General features: G+C 71.3%; 20 protein-coding genes. 3 read left to right on the top strand and 17 right to left on the bottom strand.

What is annotated here, in order from left to right:
- Positions 1–94: 94 nt before the first annotated feature.
- The 12 genes from ACQRUO_RS19860 to arc all read right to left on the bottom strand — a co-directional run bounded on the left by ACQRUO_RS19860 (position 95) and on the right by arc (position 12,972).
- Positions 95–1,018 (bottom strand): helix-turn-helix transcriptional regulator, encoded by a 924-nt coding sequence (locus ACQRUO_RS19860; protein WP_428317318.1) that lies wholly within the window; start codon positions 1,016–1,018, stop codon positions 95–97.
- Between the two features lie 26 nt (positions 1,019–1,044).
- Positions 1,045–2,034 (bottom strand): helix-turn-helix transcriptional regulator, encoded by a 990-nt coding sequence (locus ACQRUO_RS19855; protein WP_428317316.1) that lies wholly within the window; start codon positions 2,032–2,034, stop codon positions 1,045–1,047.
- 221 nt (positions 2,035–2,255) lie between these two features.
- On the bottom strand, positions 2,256–2,624 hold the full coding sequence (locus tag ACQRUO_RS19850; RefSeq protein ID WP_428317315.1) for an FKBP-type peptidyl-prolyl cis-trans isomerase: 369 nt from the start codon (positions 2,622–2,624) through the stop codon (positions 2,256–2,258).
- Positions 2,625–2,812: 188 nt separating this feature from the next.
- Positions 2,813–4,147, bottom strand: coding sequence for an FKBP-type peptidyl-prolyl cis-trans isomerase (locus ACQRUO_RS19845; RefSeq protein ID WP_428317314.1), 1,335 nt, complete (start codon positions 4,145–4,147; stop codon positions 2,813–2,815).
- Between the two features lie 152 nt (positions 4,148–4,299).
- Entirely contained in the window at positions 4,300–5,280 is a 981-nt protein-coding gene (locus ACQRUO_RS19840; protein ID WP_428317313.1) for an FKBP-type peptidyl-prolyl cis-trans isomerase, read from the bottom strand.
- Between the two features lie 154 nt (positions 5,281–5,434).
- A complete protein-coding gene (gene pafA, locus ACQRUO_RS19835; protein WP_428317312.1) occupies positions 5,435–6,796 on the bottom strand; it encodes a Pup--protein ligase in 1,362 nt (453 codons plus the stop codon).
- 144 nt (positions 6,797–6,940) lie between these two features.
- Positions 6,941–7,717, bottom strand: coding sequence for a proteasome subunit alpha (prcA, locus tag ACQRUO_RS19830; RefSeq protein WP_428317311.1), 777 nt, complete (start codon positions 7,715–7,717; stop codon positions 6,941–6,943).
- A 70-nt stretch (positions 7,718–7,787) separates the two neighbouring features.
- Positions 7,788–8,630: a proteasome subunit beta gene (prcB, locus tag ACQRUO_RS19825; protein ID WP_428317310.1), complete on the bottom strand. Its 843-nt coding sequence runs from the start codon at positions 8,628–8,630 to the stop codon at positions 7,788–7,790.
- Positions 8,615–9,175, bottom strand: coding sequence for an endonuclease VII domain-containing protein (locus ACQRUO_RS19820; RefSeq protein ID WP_428317309.1), 561 nt, complete (start codon positions 9,173–9,175; stop codon positions 8,615–8,617). The genes prcB and ACQRUO_RS19820 overlap by 16 nt, the downstream gene beginning before the upstream one ends.
- Positions 9,176–9,178: 3 nt before the next feature.
- Complete coding sequence (locus ACQRUO_RS19815) at positions 9,179–9,397, bottom strand: ubiquitin-like protein Pup (protein ID WP_428317308.1); 219 nt, start codon at positions 9,395–9,397, stop codon at positions 9,179–9,181.
- 177 nt (positions 9,398–9,574) lie between these two features.
- A complete protein-coding gene (gene dop / locus ACQRUO_RS19810) occupies positions 9,575–11,086 on the bottom strand; it encodes a depupylase/deamidase Dop (protein ID WP_428317307.1) in 1,512 nt (503 codons plus the stop codon).
- Between the two features lie 119 nt (positions 11,087–11,205).
- Positions 11,206–12,972 carry a proteasome ATPase gene (arc, locus tag ACQRUO_RS19805; RefSeq protein WP_428317306.1) on the bottom strand — a complete coding sequence of 589 codons (1,767 nt, stop codon included), beginning with the start codon at positions 12,970–12,972 and terminating at the stop codon, positions 11,206–11,208.
- A gap of 228 nt (positions 12,973–13,200) precedes the next feature.
- On the opposite strand from arc, the gene ACQRUO_RS19800 reads away from it, so the two are divergent.
- Positions 13,201–13,497, top strand: a complete 297-nt coding sequence (locus ACQRUO_RS19800) for a ferredoxin (RefSeq protein WP_428317305.1) — start codon at positions 13,201–13,203, stop codon at positions 13,495–13,497.
- 7 nt (positions 13,498–13,504) lie between these two features.
- Here the strand turns inward: ACQRUO_RS19800 and ACQRUO_RS19795 are convergent, their stop codons facing one another.
- The 3 genes from ACQRUO_RS19795 to ACQRUO_RS19785 all read right to left on the bottom strand — a co-directional run bounded on the left by ACQRUO_RS19795 (position 13,505) and on the right by ACQRUO_RS19785 (position 16,832).
- On the bottom strand, positions 13,505–14,173 hold the full coding sequence (locus ACQRUO_RS19795; protein WP_428317304.1) for a hypothetical protein: 669 nt from the start codon (positions 14,171–14,173) through the stop codon (positions 13,505–13,507).
- A 363-nt stretch (positions 14,174–14,536) separates the two neighbouring features.
- The gene (locus ACQRUO_RS19790) at positions 14,537–15,493 is read right to left on the bottom strand and encodes a tRNA (adenine-N1)-methyltransferase (RefSeq protein ID WP_428317303.1); all 957 of its coding nucleotides are present in this window, start codon (positions 15,491–15,493) and stop codon (positions 14,537–14,539) included.
- Positions 15,494–15,581: 88 nt separating this feature from the next.
- Positions 15,582–16,832, bottom strand: a complete 1,251-nt coding sequence (locus tag ACQRUO_RS19785; protein WP_428317302.1) for a site-2 protease family protein — start codon at positions 16,830–16,832, stop codon at positions 15,582–15,584.
- Positions 16,833–17,012: 180 nt separating this feature from the next.
- Here ACQRUO_RS19785 and ACQRUO_RS19780 point away from each other — a divergent pair, with 180 nt between their 5' ends.
- Together ACQRUO_RS19780 and ACQRUO_RS19775 are read left to right on the top strand one after the other, a co-directional pair.
- Positions 17,013–17,969: a RecB family exonuclease gene (locus ACQRUO_RS19780; protein ID WP_428317301.1), complete on the top strand. Its 957-nt coding sequence runs from the start codon at positions 17,013–17,015 to the stop codon at positions 17,967–17,969.
- A complete protein-coding gene (locus ACQRUO_RS19775) occupies positions 17,970–18,641 on the top strand; it encodes a response regulator (RefSeq protein WP_428317300.1) in 672 nt (223 codons plus the stop codon).
- Positions 18,642–18,740: 99 nt separating this feature from the next.
- Here ACQRUO_RS19775 and ACQRUO_RS19770 read toward each other — a convergent pair whose 3' ends face one another.
- Both ACQRUO_RS19770 and ACQRUO_RS19765 read right to left on the bottom strand, forming a co-directional pair.
- A complete protein-coding gene (locus tag ACQRUO_RS19770; protein WP_428317299.1) occupies positions 18,741–20,363 on the bottom strand; it encodes an ABC transporter substrate-binding protein in 1,623 nt (540 codons plus the stop codon).
- Between the two features lie 269 nt (positions 20,364–20,632).
- Positions 20,633–21,337 (bottom strand): HAD family hydrolase, encoded by a 705-nt coding sequence (locus ACQRUO_RS19765; protein ID WP_428317298.1) that lies wholly within the window; start codon positions 21,335–21,337, stop codon positions 20,633–20,635.
- Positions 21,338–21,343 lie beyond the last annotated feature (6 nt).

Here is a 21,343-nt window from a genome sequence, read left to right as displayed (position 1 = left end):
CCGCCGCCGGCGGCCTCGGCGGCAGTCGCCCCGGCGGCAGCGCCGCCGGGCACGAGGGCCCCGGGGACGAGGCCCCCGGGAACCATGTCACCGGTCATGACAGCTCCGGGTACCCGGCCAGGGCCGCCACCGCCGCCGCCCGGGCCTGCTCGGCCAGCGGCGCGGGCGCCACGATCCGCCCGTCCCGGCCCAGCCGCAGCGCCAGGGTGCGCAGGCTGGCCGGGTCGGAGCTGCGCAGGGTGATCCGCAGGCCGCCGTCGGGCAGTTCCTCGGCCAGGTCGTGGGTGTAGTACTCGGCCACCCAGCGGCCGGCCGGGCCGACCTCGACCACCACCTCCGGGTCGTCGGCGGCCGGGGTCACCAACCCCTGGGAGAGGTCGCGCGGCTCCAGCCGCGGCGGGTCGGCCGGCTCGTCCAGCACCTTGATCTCGGCCACCCGGTCCAGCCGGAACAGCCGCCGGTCCTCCGAGGTACGGCACCAGCCGTCGAGGTAGGTGTGCCCCTCGGTGAGCAGCCGGATCGGGTCCACCTCACGCTCGGTCATGCCGCCGCGCCCGTGCGAGTAGTAGCGCAGCCAGATCCGCCGGCCCTCGCCGATCGCCCGGTCGATGTCGGCGAAGACCTGGCCCTCGGCCTCGAAGGTCACCCCGACCCGGGCGCTGCCCTCGGCGCTCTCCCCCGCGGCGTTCTCGATCTTGACGACCGCCCGGGTGAGCGCCTGCCGGTCGCGCTCGCGCAGCCCCGGCAACCCGGCCACGGCCCGGGCGGCGACCAGCAGCGCGGTCGCCTCGTCGGCCGCCAGCCGCAGCGGCTGGGCCACGTCGTCGACGTTGTGCCACCAGATCCGCTCGCCGTCGGTGTCGATGTCCAGCAGGTCGCCGCCGCGGAAGCTGGTGCCGCACATCGGCAGCACGTTGAGGTCGGCGATCAGCTCGCGCTCGGTGATCCCGAAGGCCCGGGCCACCTCGGCCACCTCGGCCCCGGGACGCTCGCGCAGGTAGGTGACCAGCGAGAGCATCCGCCGGGTCTGGTCGATGGCGTTGCTCAACGCAGTTCTCCCTCAGCAGCAGGCAGGCCGGCCACCGCGCGCAGCCGGTCGATCACGTCGGCCCGCAGCTCCTCGGGCCCCAGCACCACCAGGTCGGGCCCGTACTCCGCGAGATCGGCACCGAGGCCGTGGCCGTAGGGGATCTCCAGCTCGTCCCAGTCCTGGTCCACCGGCTTGGTGGCCAGCGCCTTGGTGCGCAGCGGGAAGCCGGCACCCCGGCGCAGCCGCACCATGGCCGTGGCGGTCGCGCCCTCGCCGGCGAAGGTGGCCACGTAGGCGCGCACGTCCACGTGCTCGGGCACCGCGGCGGTGAAGGCGGCCGCCCGGGAGCGCACCTTGCCGGTGATCCGGCTGAGCCGGAAGACCCGCACCGCCCCCCGGTCCCGGTCCCACCCCGCCAGGTACCAGTGGCCGCGCCAGCACTCCAGCGCCCACGGCTCCACCGCGCGCGGCTCGGCGGCCGCGGCACCCGCCTTGCGGTAGTCGAACGCGACCGGCCGGCGGTCCCGGGCGGCGATCAGCAGCGGCTCGAAGGCCGCCTCGCGCACCGCGATGTAGGGCTCCAGCGCGGTCCGGCCCTCCGCACCGTCCTCGTCGAACGGCACCCCGGCGGCCCGCAGCTTCTGCAGCGCACCGCTGGCCGCACCGGAGAGCCGGGCCTGCTGCCAGACCTTGGCGGCCAGGCTCAGCGCGGCCGCCTCCTCGGCGTCCAGCGCGATCTCCGGCAGCCGGTTGCGGTCCCGGCGGGCCAGGTAGCCGGCCTCTCCGTCGAGCGTGTTCTCGTCGACGTCGATCACCAGGCCGAGCTCGCGCAGATCGTCCTTGTCCCGCTCGAACATCCGGTTGAAGGCGTCCTCGCTGCCGGACTGCCAGGCCTCGCGGTAGGCCTCGACGGACTCCCGCAGCTCCCGCTTGGAGAGCGGCCGTCTGGTGTTCATCAGGCACAGGGCGAGGTTCATCAGCCGCTCTGCCTTGGCGATCGCCATCGCTGACCCTTCTGTCATCCGCCGGGCGCCACGCCGGGCGCAGGGCGCCGGGTCGACGTCCGCTACCCGGCGGACCCGACCGTACCGGGTGCGGGACCTGCGGCGAAAGCCGAGATCGGATAGCGCTGCTCGGTGTGCGTCGGCGCCGGCCACGACCCGCACGGATGCGGGGCGCGGCCGGCGCCGACGGAGCGTCAGATCCGGTCAGGACCGACGGGTTTTCAGACGCCGAGCAGGTCGACCACGAAGATCAGGGTCGAGCCGGCCGGGATCGCCGGGGTCGGCGACTGGTTGCCGTAGCCCAGGTGCGCGGGGATGGTCAGCTTGCGACGGCCGCCCACCTTCATGCCCTGCACGCCCTGGTCCCAGCCCTTGATGACCCGGCCGGCACCCAGCGGGAACTGGAAGGCCGAGCCGCGGTTCCAGCTGGCGTCGAACTCCTCGCCGGTCTCGAAGGTGACGCCGACGTAGTGCACCTTGACCGTCTGGCCGGCCTTGGCCTCGTCGCCGGTGCCGACCACGATGTCCTCGATCACCAGCTCCGAGGGAGCAGCGCCCTCGGGGAAGTCGATCTCGGGCTTCTTCGTCATGTCAGTCACAACTGCCTCTTCTCATCGGCCGCCCCGCGGGCGGCCCAATCAAGTCAAGTCCACACAGCACGGCGGCGGACCCACCGCACGAAGGCTCCGTCCGGAACCCACCGTACGGGCATCCGCCGCCCGTGCGTCTCAGGCCCGGCCGCGGGTCGCCCCGGCGGCCGGAAGCCACCATCCTGCCACTACTGGCCGCCGCCCCCGGAACCCTGGCCCGCGTCGAGGATGTCGACCACGAAGACCAGCGAGGCGTTCGCCGGGATCCCGCTGCCCGCCGGCGGCTGCGCGCCGTAGGCCTGCGCCGCCGGGATCACCAGCTCGACCCGGCTGCCCACGTTCTGCCCGACCAGGCCCTTGTCCCAGCCCGAGATGACCTGCCCGGCACCCGTGACGAAGCTGAAGGCCTGGCCCTTCTCCACCGAGGAGTCGAACTTCTTGCCGTCCTTCAGGGTCGCCCCGGTGTACTGGACCAGGACCTCCTCGCCGCTCTGCACCTTCGGACCGTTGCCCTGGATCAGCACCGCGGTCTTCAGGTCGCTCGGGTCGGCCACGTTCGCCGGCGGGGTGATGGTGTCGGCCTGCTTCGCACCGTTCACCTTGACCTGCGGGAAGTCGGCCGGCGGGGCCGTCATGTCACCGCTCACCCGGGCGTCGGGGGCGTTCACCCGCTCGATGTCGATCACCATCACCAGGTCGTCCTTGGCGCCCACGCCCAGCTGCGGGTTGCCCTGGTCGCCGAAGGCGGCGGCCGGCGGGGCCACCACCAGCAGCCGGCTGCCGGCCGTCTGGCCCACCAGCGTGCTGTCCATCGCCGGGATCACCTGGCCGGTGCCGGGCTGCAGGATCAGCGGCTTGCCCTGGTCGTACGAGCCCGGGATGTCCTTGCCGGTCTGCCAGTCCTTGAGGGTGAAGTCGACCGAGACCCAGTCACCCTTGTTGATCTTCGCCCCGCTGCCGGTGGAGAGCGGCTTCGCCACGAAGCTGCCGTCCGAGGCCTGCGACGGGAGGGTGATGGTCGCCTTCTTGCCGAAGTCACCGGCCACCGTCGGCAGCACCTTGGCGTCGGTCTTGAGCGGCGGCACCGGGGCCTGGGTCGGCGACGGCGGGGTGGACGCGGGCGAGGTCGCGCTCGCCGCGTCGGAGGCCTTGGCCGACTTGTCGTTGTGGCTGTTCACGATGTACAGACCGATGCCACTGCCGGCCAGCAGCACCGCCAGCACCACGCCCAGCACCACGCCGAGCTTGCCGCCGCCGCCCACGTTCTCGTAGTCGGCCTCGGAGAAGTCCTGCTTGCGCACCGTGGAGGCGAAGATCTGCGGCTCCTCCGGCTTGCCCTCACCGGCCGCCGCCCGGGCCTCGCCCTCCTTGGCCCAGCCCGCCTGCTGCTTGAGAATCGACGGCGGGATGACGATCGACTCGCCGTCGCCCGGCAGCGGACCGCCCGGCCTGGGGGCAGCCGGATCGGCGACCGGGCCGCTCGCGGTGTCGGCCTCGGTCGGGCCCGACGGATTCTCAGCCATTTCTCCCCATCCTCGCCATCAGGTCGCTCGCCGCTGTGCGAATCGGCAGCAGTATGTCAGCTCGCCATGAGCGCGGGCACTCACCGGGTGTGCATGACACACCACGAGCACCCGCGCGCGTGACAGGGCCCCACCGCAACGGCCGACCCTGGTCAGACAGCTTCCAGGATGTCGATGACGAAGACCAGGGTCGAGTTGGCCGGAATTCCGCTCTGCGCGGTCGCGCCGTAGCCCAGCGACGGCGGGATCACCAGCAGCACCCGGCTGCCCACCGGCTGCCCCACCAGCCCCTGGTCCCAGCCCGCGATCACGCTGCCGGTCCCCACCTGCAGCGCCTGCGCGCCGCCGTGGCTCCACGAGGAGTCGAACTGCTGCCCGTTGCTGTAGAGCACCCCGGTGTACTGCACCAGCACCGTCTGACCGGACTGCACCGGCTTGCCGTCCCCCTTGACCAGCACCGTGGTCTGCAACGACGTCGGCGCCGGCACCCCGGCCGGGACCGTGATCGTCGGCGCCGCCTTCCCGTTGTCCTTGACCTGCGGCTGGTTCGCCGGCGGCGGGGTCACCGTGCCCGTCACCACCGAGTCCTGCGGCACCGCCGCCATGATGTCCAGCACGAACACCACGGTCTCGTCCTTGCCGACCCCGATCTGCGAGTTCCCGGTGCTGCCGAACGCCGCCGACGGCGGCGCCACCACCAGCACCCGGCTGCCCACCTTCTTGCCCACCACGCTCTGGTCGAAGGCCGGCACCAGCTGCCCGATCCCGGCCTGGTAGAGCTGCGGCTTCGTGTTCGCGTCGTACGAACTCGGCAGGTCCTTGCCGCTGGTCCAGTCCTTGGCGGTGTAGTTGACGGTCACCCAGTCGGTCTTGGCGACCGTGGCACCCTCGCCCTCGCTCACCGTGCTGACCACGAACTGACCGCTCGGCTGCCCGCTCAACGTGATCGTGGCCTTCTTCCCGAAGTCCCCGCTCACCTGCGGCATCGGCGAAGCCGACGCCACCGGCGCCGGCACGCTCGGCGCCGAACTGGTCGGCGGCGTGGACGGCCCGCTCTTCACGGCGGTGCTGCTGCTGCACGCGGCCAGCAGCACCATCGGCAGCAGTACGAGCAACCCGGCTCTGCGGCGCACGGCGGTCCTCACAGTCAGTCACATTTACGGATCAGTAAACGTGATCAGCCTAGAACCAGCGCGCCCCGCCTCCCGAGGAGGCGGGGCCGCGGCGACCGGAGCAATCGCATTCTCACCCGCCACCGGCGCGTCGCACCGGCAGCAGGCCACCGGATCACATCCCGGCGATCAACTTCTCCACCCGCTCGTCCACCGAACGGAACGGGTCCTTGCAGAGCACCGTGCGCTGCGCCTGGTCGTTCAGCTTCAGGTGCACCCAGTCCACCGTGAAGTCCCGCCGCTGCTCCTGCGCCTTGCGGATGAAGTCCCCGCGCAGCCGGGCCCGAGTGGTCTGCGGCGGCACCGACTTGGCCTGGAAGACCTTCAGGTCGGTGGTCACCCGCTGCGCCTGCCCCTTGCCCTGCAGCAGGTAGAAGAGGCCGCGGCGGCGGTGGATGTCGTGGTAGGCGAGGTCGATCTGGGCGATCCGCGGGTTGGACATGCTCATCTGGTGCTTCTCCCGGTACCGCTCGATCAGCTGGTACTTCATGATCCAGTCGATCTCGGTGCCGACCTTCGCCAGGTCCTCGGTGCGCACCGCCTCCAGGGTGCGGCCCCACAGCTCCAGCACCCGGCCCACCGTGCCGGTGTTCAGCCCCTTCCGGTCGGCGAACTCCAGCGCCTTCGAGTAGTACTCCTCCTGGATCTCCAGCGCGCTCGCCTCCCGGCCGTTGGCCAGGCGCACCTGGTGCCGACCGGTCAGGTCGTGGCTGACCTCGCGGATCGCCCGGATCGGGTTCTCCAGGGTCAGGTCGCGCATCACCACGCCGGCCTCGATCAGGCGCAGCACCAGGTCGGTGGCGCCCACCTTGAGCAGCGTGGTGGTCTCCGACATGTTGGAGTCACCGACGATCACGTGCAGCCGCCGGTAGCGCTCGGCGTCCGCGTGCGGCTCGTCGCGGGTGTTGATGATCGGCCGGGAGCGGGTGGTGGCCGAGCTGACGCCCTCCCAGATGTGCTCGGCCCGCTGGCTGACGCAGAACACCGCACCGCGCGGGGTCTGCAGCACCTTGCCCGCGCCGCAGATCAGCTGACGGGTCACCAGGAACGGGATCAGCACGTCCGCGAGCCGGGAGAACTCCCCGTGCCGGGCCACCAGGTAGTTCTCGTGGCAGCCGTAGGAGTTGCCCGCCGAGTCGGTGTTGTTCTTGAACAGGTAGACGTCCCCGGCGATGCCCTCCTCGTGCAGCCGCCGTTCGGCGTCCACCAGGAGGCCCTCCAGGATGCGCTCGCCGGCCTTGTCGTGCGTCACCAGTTCGGTGACGTCATCGCACTCCGGAGTGGCGTATTCGGGGTGCGAACCGACGTCCAGGTACAGGCGGGCGCCATTGCGCAGGAAGACATTGCTGCTGCGTCCCCAGGAAACTACGCGGCGGAAGAGGTACCTGGCCACCTCGTCCGGAGACAGACGCCGTTGTCCCCGGAACGTACACGTGACGCCGTACTCGTTCTCCAGCCCGAAAATTCGGCGGTCCATGTGTGGACTTTACGCTTTCGGCGGCGATCTGAAACCGCTTCCGGGGTGCCAATGCGATCACGATCCGTGTCCCGCCGGTGACCCACGGGCAGGCCGACGGGGTGCGGCGCGCCGGGCGCCGCACCCCGTCGGGCGAACCGCTCGCTACTCGGCGTCCGCCGCCCCACCCGCCGCCGCGTCCGGCTCGTCGCCGTCGCCGAGCTCACCGGCGGCCGCCTCCTCGCCGGCCAGCAGCCGGCGGAGCTGGGCGCCCAGGATGCGCTTGAACTTGCGCTGCTGCGGCCGCTTGCGGTCCAGCACCGCCACCTCCAGCTGCTCCGGGGTGAGGGTGCGCGGGGTGCCGCCGTTGGGGTCGCGGGCCAGCGAGTCGACGGCCACCTTCAGCGCGGCCGCCAGGCCCATCCCGCTCTGGTGGCGCTGGCCGAGGTAGTTCCCGATCGAGTCGGCGTTGCCGCCCACCACCACCGAGTTCTTCTCGTCCACCACCGAACCGTCGGGGGTGAGGCGGTAGATCTGGTCGTCGTCGGCGGTGCGACCCACCTCGGCGACGATCAGCTCGACCTCGTAGGGCTTCTCGCTCACCGAGGAGAAGATCGTCCCCAGGGTCTGGGCGTAGACGTTGGCCAGGCCGCGGGCCGTCACGTCGGCCCGGTCGTAGGAGTAGCCGCGCAGGTCGGCGTAGCGCACGCCGCCGATCCGCAGGTTCTCGAACTCGTTGTAGCGGCCGACCGCGGCGAACGCGATCTTGTCGTAGATCTCGGACACCTTGTGCAGCGCCCGGGAGGTGTTCTCGGCCACGAAGACGATGCCGTCGGCGTAGGTCAGCACGACCACGCTGCGGCCCCGCGCGATGCCCTTGCGGGCGTATTCCGCGCGGTCCGCCATGGCCTGCTGCGGCGAGACGTAGAACGGAGTGGACACCGGCTGGTCATCCCTTCTGCTGTGGGCCCCACCGGCCCGTGACGGGCCGGCAGGGGGGCGGACTGGCGGACTAGAGGAGCGGGGCCTGCGGGCCGTCCGGCTGGTTGCGGCGGTGGTCGGTGATCGAGACCGCGATCTCGGCCACCTCCTCCTCCGCCAGCCGGCGGAAGCCGCCCTCGGTGATCAGCGAGACGATCGGGAAGATCCGCCGCGCCAGGTCGGGACCGCCGGTGGCGGAGTCGTCGTCGGCGGCGTCGTAGAGCGCCTGGACCACCAGCGTGGCGGCCTGGTCCCCCGTCAGGTCGCTGCGGTAGAGCTTCTTCAGCGAACCGCGGGCGAAGACCGAGCCGGAGCCGGTGGCGGCGAACCCGCGCTCCTCGGAGCGCCCGCCGGTGACGTCGTAGGTGAAGATCCGCCCGCGCCCCAGGTCGAGGTCGTAGCCGGCGAACATGGGCACCACGGCCAGCCCCTGCATGGCCATCCCCAGGTTGCCCCGGATCATGGTGGTCAGCCGGTTGGCCTTGCCCTCCAGCGAGAGCACGGTGCCCTCGATCTTCTCGTAGTGCTCCAGCTCCAGCTGGAACAGCCGGACCATCTCGACCGCCAGGCCGGCGGTGCCGGCGATGCCGACCGCGCTGTACTCGTCGGCCGGGAAGACCTTCTCGATGTCGCGCTGGGCGATCACGTTGCCCATGGTGGCGCGCCGGTCACCGGCGATCACCACGCCGCCGTCGAAGACCGCCGACACGATGGTGGTGCCGTGCGGGGCCTCGATCGTGAGGCCCTCGGGCAGGTTCCGCCGCCCGGGCAGCAGCTCGGGCGAGTGCGCCGCCAGGAAGTCCATGAACGAGCTGGACCCCGGGGTCAGGAAGGCAGCCGGTAGACGCCCGGTGCCACTCATGTTGGCTTCCACACGATTCCTTCCAGGTAGTCGGCAGCCCGCCGGAGCGCGTCGGGCCGGTCTCTCATCTGTCCCAGCGCCGCGTTGCACGCGAAACAGAGGATGCCACGGACCCTACCCGTTTCGTGGTCGTGATCCACATGCTCTGCCGGCCTGTCCAGACAGATCGGGCAGCGGCCCGCTTGGGTGTCGAGCATGGCCTGGAGGTCGGCTTCGGTCATGCCGTAGTTCTTCTCGAAATGCCGGCGCCGATTGTCGATTTTCCGGCAGGCCTTGCAGTACGCCGAGAGCCCGTCCGACGCGCGGCGATTGCGGTCCCATTCGGCATGCGGCTTGATGTGCTCGCACTTGGCACACCGCTTGTGACCTTCAGGCACATGGACGCGCGGCTTCGGGACCTTCCCCCTGGCCAGCTGACGCTGGTCATAGTAGAACGCGCTGCAGGCGCGACAGATCGCCTGCAGCCCGTTCCACCTCGACCGATTCCTTGCGAAATCAGCCGCCGGAAGTATCTGCTTGCATCTCGAGCAATGTGCCTCGGAATGCAATTCGGACACTAATTACTCTCCACCCTTTTGAACGAAGCCACGCACAAAATCCTCGGCATTAGACTCGAGGACTTCATCGATTTCGTCGAGCACGGAATCGACGTCCTCGCTCAGCTTTTCCTGCCGTTCGCGCAGTTCCTCCGACTGCTGGGCCTCGGCCGCCTGTTCCTCGGTCTCCTCCGAGGAGCGGTTGGCCCGCTGCTGGCCGCCGCCGGTGTCCTTGGTCGCCATGTCCCTCACCCCGCTCGCATTCGTCTGGCACGGTTGATCGGTCCGGGCCCGCTGGTCCGGGCCCTGTACACCGGGTGGCGCGAGGCGCTGCCCGTTACGACTGGTACTTGATGAAACGCCGGAACCTCACCCGGATGATTCCCGATCGGAACGGTTTCACGCCCCGTCATGATCCGGTCACCCGCCGCTGAGCACCCGCACCAGTTCCTCCGCGGTGCGGCAGCGGTCGAGGAGTTCCTTGACGTGGTTGCGGGTCCCGCGCAGGGGTTCCAGGGTGGGCACCCGCTGCAGCGAGTCGCGGCCCGGCAGGTCGAAGATCACCGAGTCCCAGGAGGCCGCCGCGACGTGCTCCGCGTACTGCTCGAGGCAGCGGCCGCGGAAGTAGGCCCGGGTGTCGTCCGGGGGCTGGTGCACCGCCCGGCGCACCTCGTCCTCGGTGACCAGGCGCTCGAACCGGCCGCGGGCCACCAGGCGGTTGTACAGGCCCTTCTCCGCGCGGACGTCGCTGTACTGCAGGTCGACCAGGTGCAGCCGGGGGTTGTCCCAGTCCAGGCCGTCGCGCTGGCGGTAGCCCTCCAGCAGCTCGCGCTTGGCGATCCAGTCGAGCTGCTTGGACAGGCTCATCGGGTCCCGCTCGAGCTTGCCCAGCACCTCCTCCCAGCGCGTCAGCACGTCCTTGGTCTGCTCGTCCGCGTCGTGGCCGTAGCGGTCCTCGACGAACTTGCGGGCCAGCTCGTAGTACTCCATCTGGAGCTGGACCGCGGTGAGCTTGCGGCCGTTGCGCAGCGTGATCAGGTACTGCAGCGACGGGTCGTGGGAGATCCGGTGCAGGGTGCGCACGGGCTGGTCGACGGCCAGGTCGACGGCGATGAAGCCGGCCTCGATCATGGCCAGCACCAGCGAGGTGGTGCCCAGCTTGAGGTAGGTGGAGATCTCCGAGAGGTTGGCGTCCCCGATGATCACGTGCAGCCGGCGGTACTTCTCGGCGTCCGCGTGCGGTTCGTCGCGGGTGTTGATGATCGGGCGCTTGAGCGTGGTCTCCAGGCCGACCTCGACCTCGAAGTAGTCGGCGCGCTGGCTGATCTGGAAGCCGTGCGCGGAGCCGTCCTGGCCGATGCCGACCCGGCCGGCGCCGGTGACCACCTGGCGGGAGACGAAGAAGGGGGTGAGGTGGCGCACGATGTCCGCGAACGGGGTGGCCCGCTGCATCAGGTAGTTCTCGTGCGTGCCGTAGGAGGCGCCCTTGTTGTCGGTGTTGTTCTTGTAGAGGTGGATGTTCTGCCCGTTGGGCAGCTCCAGCGCGCGGGCCGCGGCCTCGGCCATGATCCGCTCGCCGGCCTTGTCCCAGAGCACCGCGTCGCGCGGGTTGGTCACCTCGGGCGAGCTGTACTCGGGGTGGGCGTGGTCGACGTAGAACCGGGCCCCGTTGGTCAGGATGATGTTGGCCAGCCCGATGTCCTCGTCGGTGAGCTGGCTCGCGTCGGCCACCTCGCGGGCGAGGTCGAAACCCCTCGCGTCCCGCAGCGGGTTCTCCTCCTCGAAGTCCCAGCGGGCGCGGCGCGCCCGGTGCATCGCCGCCGCATAGGCGTTGACGATCTGGGACGAGGTGAGCATGGCGTTGGCGTTGGGGTGTCCGGGTACGGAGATCCCGTACTCGGTCTCGATGCCCATCACGCGCCTTACGGTCATGCGGCCCTCCTTGCCCGCCGCCCCGCCCCGACCGGGCGGGGCACCGACGTCCCTGCTGTGCCACCGCGGCTGACGGACCGTCCGGTCCGCCAGCCGCGGCTGTCGTGCCTGGAGCGCTGTTACAGGTACTGCCCGGTGTTGGCGACGGTGTCGATCGAGCGGCCGGACTCGGCGCCCTGCTTGCCGGTGACCAGGGTCCGGATGAAGACGATCCGCTCGCCCTTCTTGCCGGAGATGCGGGCCCAGTCGTCCGGGTTGGTGGTGTTCGGCAGGTCCTCGTTCTCCTTGAACTCGTCGACGCAGGCCGCGAGGAGGTGGGAGACCCGCAGGCCGCGCTGGCCGTGGTCGAGGAAGTCCTTGATCGCCATCTTCTTGGCCCGGTCCACGATGTTCTGGATCATGGCGCCGGAGTTGAAGTCCTTGAAGTAGAGGACTTCCTTGTCACCGTTGGCGTAGGTGACCTCCAGGAAGCGGTTCTCCTCGGTCTCGCCGTACATCCGCTCGACCACCGACTGGATCATGGCGGCGACGGTGGCCTCCACCGAGCCGTCGTGCTCCTTGAGGTCGTCGGGGTGGAAGGGCAGCGAGGCCTTCAGGTACTTGGAGAAGATGTCCTTGGCGGCCTCGGCGTCGGGGCGCTCGATCTTGATCTTCACGTCGAGCCGGCCGGGGCGCAGGATGGCCGGGTCGATCATGTCCTCGCGGTTCGAGGCGCCGATGACAATGACGTTCTCCAGGCCCTCCACGCCGTCGATCTCGGCGAGCAGCTGGGGGACGATGGTGTTCTCCACGTCCGAGCTGACGCCGGAGCCGCGGGTGCGGAAGAGCGACTCCATCTCGTCGAAGAAGACGATGACCGGGGTGCCCTCGCCGGCCTTCTCGCGGGCCCGCTGGAAGACCAGGCGGATCTGCCGCTCGGTCTCGCCGACGTACTTGTTGAGCAGTTCGGGGCCCTTGATGTTGAGGAAGTAGCTCTTGCCCTGCGGGCGCCCGGTGACCTCGGCGACCTTCTTGGCCAGCGAGTTGGCCACGGCCTTGGCGATCAGCGTCTTGCCGCAGCCGGGCGGCCCGTAGAGCAGGACGCCCTTGGGCGGGCGCAGCTCGTACTCCTTGAACAGGTCGGCGTGCAGGTAGGGCAGCTCGACCGCATCGCGGATCTGCTCGATCTGGGTGCCGAGGCCGCCGATCTGGCGGTAGTCGATGTCCGGGACCTCTTCGAGGACCAGTTCCTCGACCTCGGCCTTGGGCACGACCTCGTAGACGTAGCCGGAGCGCGGCTCCAGCAGCAGCGCGTCGCCGGGGCGCAGGGTCACCTCGCGCAGCGGCTCGGCCAGGCGGACCACCCGCTCCTCGTCGGTGTGGCCGACGACCAGCGCGCGCTCGCCGTCCTCGAGCACCTCCTTGAGCGTGACCAGGTCGCCGATCGACTCGAAGGCGAAGGCGTCGACGATGTTGAGCGCCTCGTTGAGCAGGACCTCCTGCCCGCGGTTCAGCTGCTCGAGGTCGATGGTGGGGCTGACGTTCACCCGCAGCTTGCGGCCGCCGGTGAAGATGTCGGCGGTGGCGTCCTCGTTGGCGCTGAGGAAGGTGCCGAACCCCGCGGGGGGCTGTGCGAGCCGGTCCACTTCCTCCTTGAGGGCCACGATCTGGTCGCGGGCCTCGCGCAGGGTGGCGGCGAGCCGTTCGTTCTGAGCGGTCACTCCGGCCAGGTTGGTCTGGAGCTCGACGATCCGGTCTTCGAGGACCCTCGAAGAGCGCGGGGAGTCGGCCAGCTTGCGACGCAGCACGGCGATCTCCTGCTCCAGGTACGAGACCTGGGCGGCCTCGTCGGAACCACGGGCGGGCTTTCCCTCACTGCGGTTGTAGTCGTCATCGTGGGCGGCCACGGTCCTCACCTCCTCCGGGGAGCGGGATGCTTCCAGACCCTACCTGCACCAGGGGTCGTGTAAACCCCTAGATCAAGAAAGACGGAAGGGGTGTGTCCGATCTTCACCCGTGTGTGCTTCCCCTCGGCAAGCAGATACCCACCGCACACGCTCGGAAAGCGGCCGGGGGGTAGGGTCGAGCGAGTCAATACCCGATCGTGACCGTTTTCAAGGCAGGAACCGATGTCAGTGACCAGTGGGACGGAAGGCGCCGCGCCGCTCGAGGTGTGGATCGATCAGGACCTGTGCACCGGTGACGGGATCTGTGTCCAGTACGCGCCCGAGGTCTTCGAGCTGGACATCGACGGGCTGGCCTATGTGAAGGACGGGGACGAGGAGTTGCGGCAGGAGCCGGGGGCGGCGGTGGCGGTCCCGCTGACGCTGCTTCAGGACGTGGTGGACTCGGTGAAGGACTGCCCCGGTGAGTGCATCCACGTGCGCCGGGTCGCGGACCGGGTCGAGGTGTACGGTCCGGACGCCGACTGAGGAGGGCTCAGGTGGCCGCGGTGGGGGTGGTGTGCTGGGTGCGGCGGTAGTCGCCGGTGGGCTGGCGGGTCCAGTCGAAGAGGACGTTGAGGTCCGGGCAGCAGCGCGGCACGTCGGGGGTGGAGAAGCCCTGGGCCGCGGCGGTGACGGTGCCGTCGGAGCGCAGGGCGAGGCGGGTCACGGTGAAGCCCTCCTGCCAGCGCAGCAGGGTGGTGCGGACCTGCGGGGTGCCGTCGGGGCCGGGGGTGAGCACGAAGACGCCGTCGGGTGCGGTGCCGCTGCCGGCCTGGCAGTGTGCGGCGACCACGGTGGCGGGGGTGCCGTCGCCGAGGTCGGCGGCGAAGCTGACCGAGACCGCGGTGGGCATCGGCCCGCAGTCCAGCGGGAGCTGGGCCCGGGTGGGGTCGGGGGCCTGGGCGGCGGGCAGGGCGTGCGGGGTGTCGGCGCCGGTGGCCGGTGCGGCGTCCCCGGCGGTGCCAACGGGCACGGCGGTGCTGGCGACGCTCGGTGCGGCGGCCAGCGTGCCGGCGACCAGGGCGGCGCAGGCGGCGGCCACGGCGCCCCAGCGCCACGGGCCCGAGCGGGCGGCGGCGGGCCCGGGGGCCGGCTCGGCGGGGCGGGCCGGGTGGTCGGCCAGGTCGGTCGGGTCGAGCGCCGCGTTCGCTGCGTCCGGCAAGAGGTCCCCTCCACGGCCGGGGTGAACGTGTGTGGGGAGCATCGTTGCACATGGGCGGGGTGCGGGCGGCACCGGGGCGCCCCCGGGAATGTCCTGCTCGGGAGCTGACCGCTTGCTGGGAGACGGCTGCGGAAACGGTGCTGGAGACGTGGGATCCCGCCGGCGGAACGGCGGTGGGAACGGCTGCGGGGGGGGGGACCCCGGGGGGGGTGGGGCACCACGGGGTGGGGGTGTACGCTGTTCCGGTCGGGGGGCAGGGGGGGGGGGGGGGGGGGGGGGGGTGGGGGGAGGGGGGGGGGGGGGGGGGGGGGGGGGGAAAACCCCACTTTTTCCCCCCCCCCCCCGCGGGCGGTCGGGCTCCGGTCAGTCCTGGTCGATGACCGGGGTGGCGGCCTTGGTGGCGGCCCGGGCGGCGGCGCGCTCGGCCAGCGTCGGAGCGGGGGACCCGCTGTCGTAGTCCTCGCCGTAGGCGCCCTTGGCCGGGCGGGTGCGGCGCAGCAGCGGCTCGACGCCGTCGGCCAGGCGGCGGGAGGTGAGCAGGAAGCCGGTGTGACCGATCATCCGGTGGTCCGGGCGGACCGCCAGGCCCTCCAGGTGCCAGGTGCGGACCATGGTCTCCCAGGCCTGCGGCTCGGTGAAGGTGCCGTGGTCGCGCAGCGCCTCGACGGTGCGCGACAGCTGGGTGGTGGTGGCCACGTAGCAGCAGATCAGGCCGCCGGGCACCAGCGCCTTGGCGGCGACGTCCAGGCACTCCCAGGGGGCGAGCATGTCGAGGATGATCCGGTCGACGTCGGTCTCGACCAGGTTGTCCTGCAGGTCGCCGACGGTCAGCTTCCAGGCCGGGTGCTGGCCGCCGAAGTAGCGCTCGACGTTGCTGCGGGCGATGTCCGCGAAGTCCTGGCGGCGCTCGTAGGAGGCGAGCATGCCGGTGTCGCCGACGGCCCGCAGCAGGTAGGTGCTGAGGGCGCCGGAGCCGACGCCGGCCTCGACCACGCGGGCGCCGGCGAAGATGTCGGCCATGGCCAGGATCTGCCCCGCGTCCTTCGGGTAGATCACGGCCGCACCGCGCGGCATGGACAGGACGTAGTCGGGGAGCAGGGGGCGCAGCGCAAGGTAGGGCACGTTCCCCGTGGTGCGCACGACGGTGCCCTCGGGAGCGCCGATCAGCTCGTCGTGCGGGAACGCACCCTTGTGGGTGTGGAAGTTCTTCCCGGCTTCGAGCGTGAACGTGTAGTGACGGCCCTTGGGGTCGGTCAGCTGAACCTGGTCCCCGACCTTGAATGGCCCCCGCCTGCGGGTGGCACCGGTCGGTTCGGACATGCGGACAATCCTATCCCGAGCCGGGGTGCGCTCGGTGCCGCCGGCCCGCCGGGCGGGGAGCCCGGGTCGGCTGGGCGGTCAGCGCAGGTCAGGCGGCGACCCGGCGGCCGGTGAGCACGGCGCTGAGGCGGCGCTCGACGTCGGAGACCGCCAGCACGCCGTAGATCCGCCCGTCCGGCTCGAGGACCAGGTACTCGCTGGCGGGGGTGCGGCGCAGCGCCTCCAGCAGTCCCTCGCCGTCCAGCTCGGCGGGGATCCGCAGGCCCGGCTCCAGCGAGCGGGCCAGGGCGCCGGCGGCCACCCAGGGCCGGCGGTGTTCCGGGATCTGGAGCACGGCGGCCTCCTTGACCAGGGCGATCGCCTCGCCGCGGCCGTCGATGATCACCACGGCGCCGGCCTGCGCCTCGCGGGCGCGGCGCAGCGCTTCGCCGAGCGGGGTGTCGGCGGTGACGGAGACCGCGCGGCGGGTCAGGCCGCGCACGGCCAGGGTGGGCAGCGCCTCCTTGAGCCGGGCGTTGCGCACCGCGCCGCCGGCGCCGTTCCAGATCACCACGGCGAGCACCGCGGCCAGCACCGAGTCGAGCAGGGCCTGGCCGCCGGTCTGCTGTCCGCCGGCCCGGGAGGCGCCGATCATCGGCAGTCCGAAGAGGACGGCCAGGGCGAGCACCCGGCCGGCCCAGGCGGCGGCGATGGTGCCGGTCATCGGGCGGCCGGTGATGCCCCAGACCACGGCGCGCAGCATCCGGCCGCCGTCCAGCGGCAGGCCGGGCAGCAGGTTGAAGACGGCGACGACCAGGTTGGCGACCATCAGGCCGGCCAGCAGCACGCCGGGGACGGTCTCCACCTCGACCAGGTCGAGGCCGATGAAGAGCCAGCAGATCCCGCCGAGCACCAGGGAGAGCAGCGGGCCGACGAAGGCGAGCCAGAACTCGCGGCCGGGGGTCTCGGCCTCCTTCTCGATCTCGGAGACGCCGCCGAAGAACTGCAGCTGGATGCGACGGACCCCGAGCTTGTAGCGCAGCGCGACCAGGGTGTGGGCGAGCTCGTGGACCAGGACGGAGGCGTAGAAGGCGATGGCGAAGGAGAGGGCGATCAGGTAGCGGGCGAAGCCGAGGTTCGGCAGCACGCCGCCGAGCTGGTCGCCGAAGAGCCAGGTGATCAGGGCGGCGATCAGGAACCAGGTGGGGGTGACGTAGATGGGCACGCCGAACGGGCGGCCCATCAGGATGCCGCCGTTCGGTCGCACGGGCTCGGTGGGCCCGGTGTCGCCGCTGCGGTGGTCACCGTCGTCCTGGCGCGGTGGCTGCTGGGAGGTCTGCTGCCCCGTGGTGTCGCTCACCGTGACCCCTTCAGGTCGTCGTCCCCGCCTGTGCCCCGGCCCTGACGGGCGGGAGGGTGCCCACGCTACGTGATCTCGCAGCGCATGGCGTGTGTGCCCCCTTGAAGAGCTTGTACCCGAATTCGGGGCTGTGAGTGGTCTGGCAGCCGGATGGCAGCGCGACCCCATAGGGTCTGGGGTATGCAGCAGACCGAGACCGCCCGCGAGGCAGTGCCGCCGAGCGGGCTGTCCCCTTCGCGTGCCGGGGACTTCCTGACCTGCCCGCTGCTCTACCGGTTGCGGGTGATCGACAAGCTGCCGGAGCCGCCGAGCCCGGCGGCCACCCGGGGCACCCTGGTGCACGCGGTGCTGGAGCGGCTCTTCGACCATCCGGCGGCCGAGCGGACGCCGGAGCGGGCGTTGACGCTGCTGCGGCCGCAGTGGGAGCGCTTGCTGGGCGAGCGGCCGGAGCTGGCCGAGCTGTTCCCGGTGGCGCAGGAGGGGGCGGCCGAGCAGTTGGCCGGCTGGCTGGGCGATGCGGAGAAGCTGCTCGCGAAGTGGTTCCGGCTGGAGGACCCGACCCGGCTGGAGCCGGTGGAGCGCGAGCTGTACGTGGAGACCGTGCTGGAGTCGGGCCTGAAGCTGCGCGGCTACATCGACCGGGTCGACGTGGCTCCCACCGGTGAGGTGCGGCTGGTGGACTACAAGACCGGGCGGGCGCCCTCGCGGGACTTCGAGGGCAAGGCGATGTTCCAGATGAAGTTCTACGCCCTGGTGGTGTGGCGCTGGAAGGGCGTGATCCCCAAGCGGCTGCAGCTGGTGTACCTGGGCGGCGGCGGGGACGTGGTGAGCTACGACCCCGACGAGGCGGACCTGCGGTCGGTGGAGCGCAAGCTGCAGGCGTTGTGGGAGGCGATCGGGCGGGCGGTGGCCACCGGGGACTTCCCGGCCACCCGCAACCGGCTCTGCGACTGGTGCGACCACCAGGCGAGCTGCCCGGAGTTCGGCGGCACTCCCCCGCCGTACCCGCTGCCGGTGCAGCGGACGCAGGGGTCGGTGCCGGTGGTACCGCAACCGGCGGCGCAGGGGTCGCCGGGTTCGCAGGAGGAGAGAACAGTGACGGGCAGGACGAGCGACGTGACGAGCAAGGAGTCCTAGGTGGCGATCCGAGTGCTGCTGGTCGACGACCAGCCACTGCTGCGCACCGGCTTCCGGATGATCCTGGAGGCCGAGTCCGATCTGGTGGTGGTTGGCGAGGCCGGGGACGGTCAGCAGGCGCTGGAGCAGGTGCGGGCGTTGCAGCCCGATGTGGTGCTGATGGACATCCGGATGCCCCGGATGGACGGGGTGGAGGCGACCCGGCGGATCGTCGGGCCGGGTCGGGACGGCCCGGTGAAGGTGCTGGTGCTGACCACCTTCGACCTCGACGAGTACGTGGTGGAGGCGCTGAGGGCCGGGGCCAGCGGGTTCCTGCTGAAGGACGTGCCGGCCGAGGAGCTGGTGCAGGCGATCCGGGTGGTGGCCGACGGGGCGGCGATGCTGGCGCCCTCGATCACCCGGCGGCTGCTGGACATGTACGCCACCCGGCTGCCCTCCGGCGAGGAGGCGCCCTCGCCGGCGCTGACGGCGCTGACCGAGCGGGAGATGGAGGTGCTGCGGTTGGTGGCCCGGGGGCTGTCCAACGCGGAGATCGCCGCCGAGCTCTTCGTCAGCGAGACCACGGTGAAGACCCACGTGGGGCACGTGCTGACCAAGCTGGGGCTGCGCGACCGGGTGCAGGCGGCGGTCTTCGCCTACGAGAGCGGGCTGGTGCGGCCCGGCGCCATGTAGCGGGTGCCGCCGCCCGCGGGCGGTGGATGCGATACGGCCGGCGGGCCGCTCGGAGCGAACTCCGGGCGGCCCGCCGGCCGTCGTGCGGTGCGGGTGGGCTCAGCTGCGGCCGAGGTCCGCGAACCGGATGATCGAGGTGGCGTCCACCGCGGACTCCACGCCGGTGATGTCGGGGCGCGCGACGTAGAGCGCCTTGTCCTGGGTGAGCGGCACCATCGGCACGTCCACGGCCAGCTGGTTCTGGATCGCGGCGAAGGTGCTGGCGGCCTGGGTGCGGTCGGACTGGCGCTGCGACTGCGGGAGCAGCTGCTGGCTGATCACCGGGTCGTCGAAGCCGTTGTGGAAGGCGCCGCCGTCGACCACCAGGGGGGCCACGAAGTCCTCGGGGTCCGGGTAGTCGGCGCTCCAGCCGACCGTGTAGGCCTGGTAGGAGCCGTTCTGCTGGCCCTGGCGGAACGCGTCCCAGTCGGCCACCTGCTGGATGGTGACCTGGAACAGGCCGCTGGACTCCAGCTGCTTCTTCAGCATGGCCGAGGTGGTGGTGCCGGAGCCGCCGGTCGCCCCGGTGACGCTGAGGGTGAACTTGACCGGGGTGGTGATCTTGGCCGCGGCCAGGATCGCCTTCGCCTTGGCGGCGTCGGGCTGGCCGTACTTGTCGAAGAAGGCCGTGTTGTGGCCGGCGATGCCCTGCGGGATCAGCGAGTAGAGCGGCTGCACGGTGTCGGCGTACACGGTGGAGGCGATCGCGTCGCGGTCGACCAGCTGGGCGACCGCCTGGCGCACCGCCTGCTGGCCCATGGTCTGGTCCTTGGTGTTGAAGACCAGCATGCTGCTGTCGGCGCTGTCCACGCTGGTGACCTTGAGGGTGCCGGTGCCGGCCAGCTGGGCCTGCTGGAGCTGGGCGGCCACCTTCGGGTCGAGGCTGTTGTCGGCCATGTCGACCTGGCCGTTGTCCAGCGCGCTCTTCAGCTGGGTGCGGTCGTTGAAGTAGCGGACCGCGACCTTCGAGCTGGTCGGCTTGTCGTCGCCCTGGTACTTGGAGTTGGCCGACAGGCTGACCTTGCTCGGCTCCTTCTCGCCGCCGGGGCCGGCGGTCTCGTCGACCGAGTCGATCTTGTAGGGCCCGGAGCCGACCAGCTGGTCGTTGGGCAGTTCCTTGTCGGCCGGGAAGACGGTGTGGTCGACGATCGAGCCGGCGCCGCTGGCCAGCTTGTCCGGCAGCACCGCGTCCGGCTGGGTGAGGTGGAAGACCACGCCCAGGTCGCCCTGCGCCTCCACGGACTTGACCGTGCCGAAGAGCGAGGCCGGCCCGTTCGGGTCGTTGATCTTCTTCATCCGGTCCATCGAGAAGACCACGTCCTGCGCGGTCAGCGAGTGGCCGTTGGAGAAGGTCAGGCCCTGGCGCAGGGTGCAGGTGTAGGTCAGCGCGTCGGCGCTGAACTGGCAGTTCTGGGCCGCGTCGGGCTGCGGGGAGGTGGCGCCGACCGGGAACTTGTAGAGGCCCTGGAAGGTGTTCTCCAGGATGAGCCAGGAGCCGAAGTCGTAGGCGCCGGCCGGGTCGAGCACGCTGGTGGTGTTGATCGTGCCGACCGTGATCGGAGCGCTGCTGCCGCCGCCGGTGATGGACTTGACCGAACCGCAGCCGGCCAGCGAGGTGGCGACCAGGGCCGCACACCCCAGGGTCGCGAGGCGTCCGGGCGCCCGTCGTATGGGTGAAGACATGCGTACCTTCTCGGTGCAGACCGGCCGTGGGGACCGGAGGGCAGGCCGCAGGACGGCCCCGGATCAGGGAAACGCACCGAATGCTCTGCCCAGGCGTGTCGGGATAGACCGCGCAAGCGTGCCACATCCGGGAGGTGATGTTGAGCTGCCGGCGAACACGGAAGTATGCGAAGGAAGCGAGGGTGCCGCCGAGTTGTGCACTGATGTCCGATTTCACCCGGGGCGCTGACCTGCGACGACGCCGCGGAGGTCGAAAAAGGAGACGAGCGTCACACCCGGGCGGCGACCACCGCGCGCAGCAGGTCCAGGTCCAGCTCGGTCAGCGAGCGCAGCACGGTGCGCCCGGCGGCGGCCGCGATCGGCGCCACCGAGGGCACCGCGATCACCGGGCAGCCGGCCGCCTCGCCGGCCTCGACGCCCAGCGGGGCGTCCTCGATCACCACGCAGCGCGCCGGCTGCGCGCCGAAGCGGGCGACCGCGGCCAGGTAGGGGTCGGGGTGCGGCTTGGTGCGGGCCACCTCGTCACCGGCGACGGAGAAGGCGAACGGGTGGTCGCCGAGGTTCTTCAGCACCAGGTCGATGATCCGCCGGTGCGAGGCGGAGACCAGGGCGGCCGGGATCCGGTGCTCGGCCAGCAGCGCCAGCAGCTCGGCCGCGCCGGGCATCAGCGGTGCACCGCCGTCCAGCAGCTCGACGAACCGCTCGTTGATCCGCACGGTCAGCTCGGCCGGGCTCAGCTGCAGGCCGGTGACCCCGAGCAGGTAGTCGATCACCCGGGTCATCGGGCCGCCGACCACGTGCGCCCGGTGGGTGTCGTCCAGCGGGTGGCCGAGCTCGGCGAAGAGCGAGGCCTCGGCCTGCCACCAGTACTGCTCGGTGTCGACCAGCGTGCCGTCCATGTCCACCAGCACCGCCTGCAGGCCGCGGCCCTCGAGCGCCCCGGGGTCGACGGCGGTGGTGTCGACGGTGGTCATGCGGCA

It is taken from the genome of Kitasatospora sp. LaBMicrA B282 (assembly GCF_050325825.1).
GTDB lineage: Bacteria > Actinomycetota > Actinomycetes > Streptomycetales > Streptomycetaceae > Kitasatospora.
Note: the sequence above shows the minus strand (reverse complement) of the source record. Positions and strands in the feature narration are given on the sequence as shown.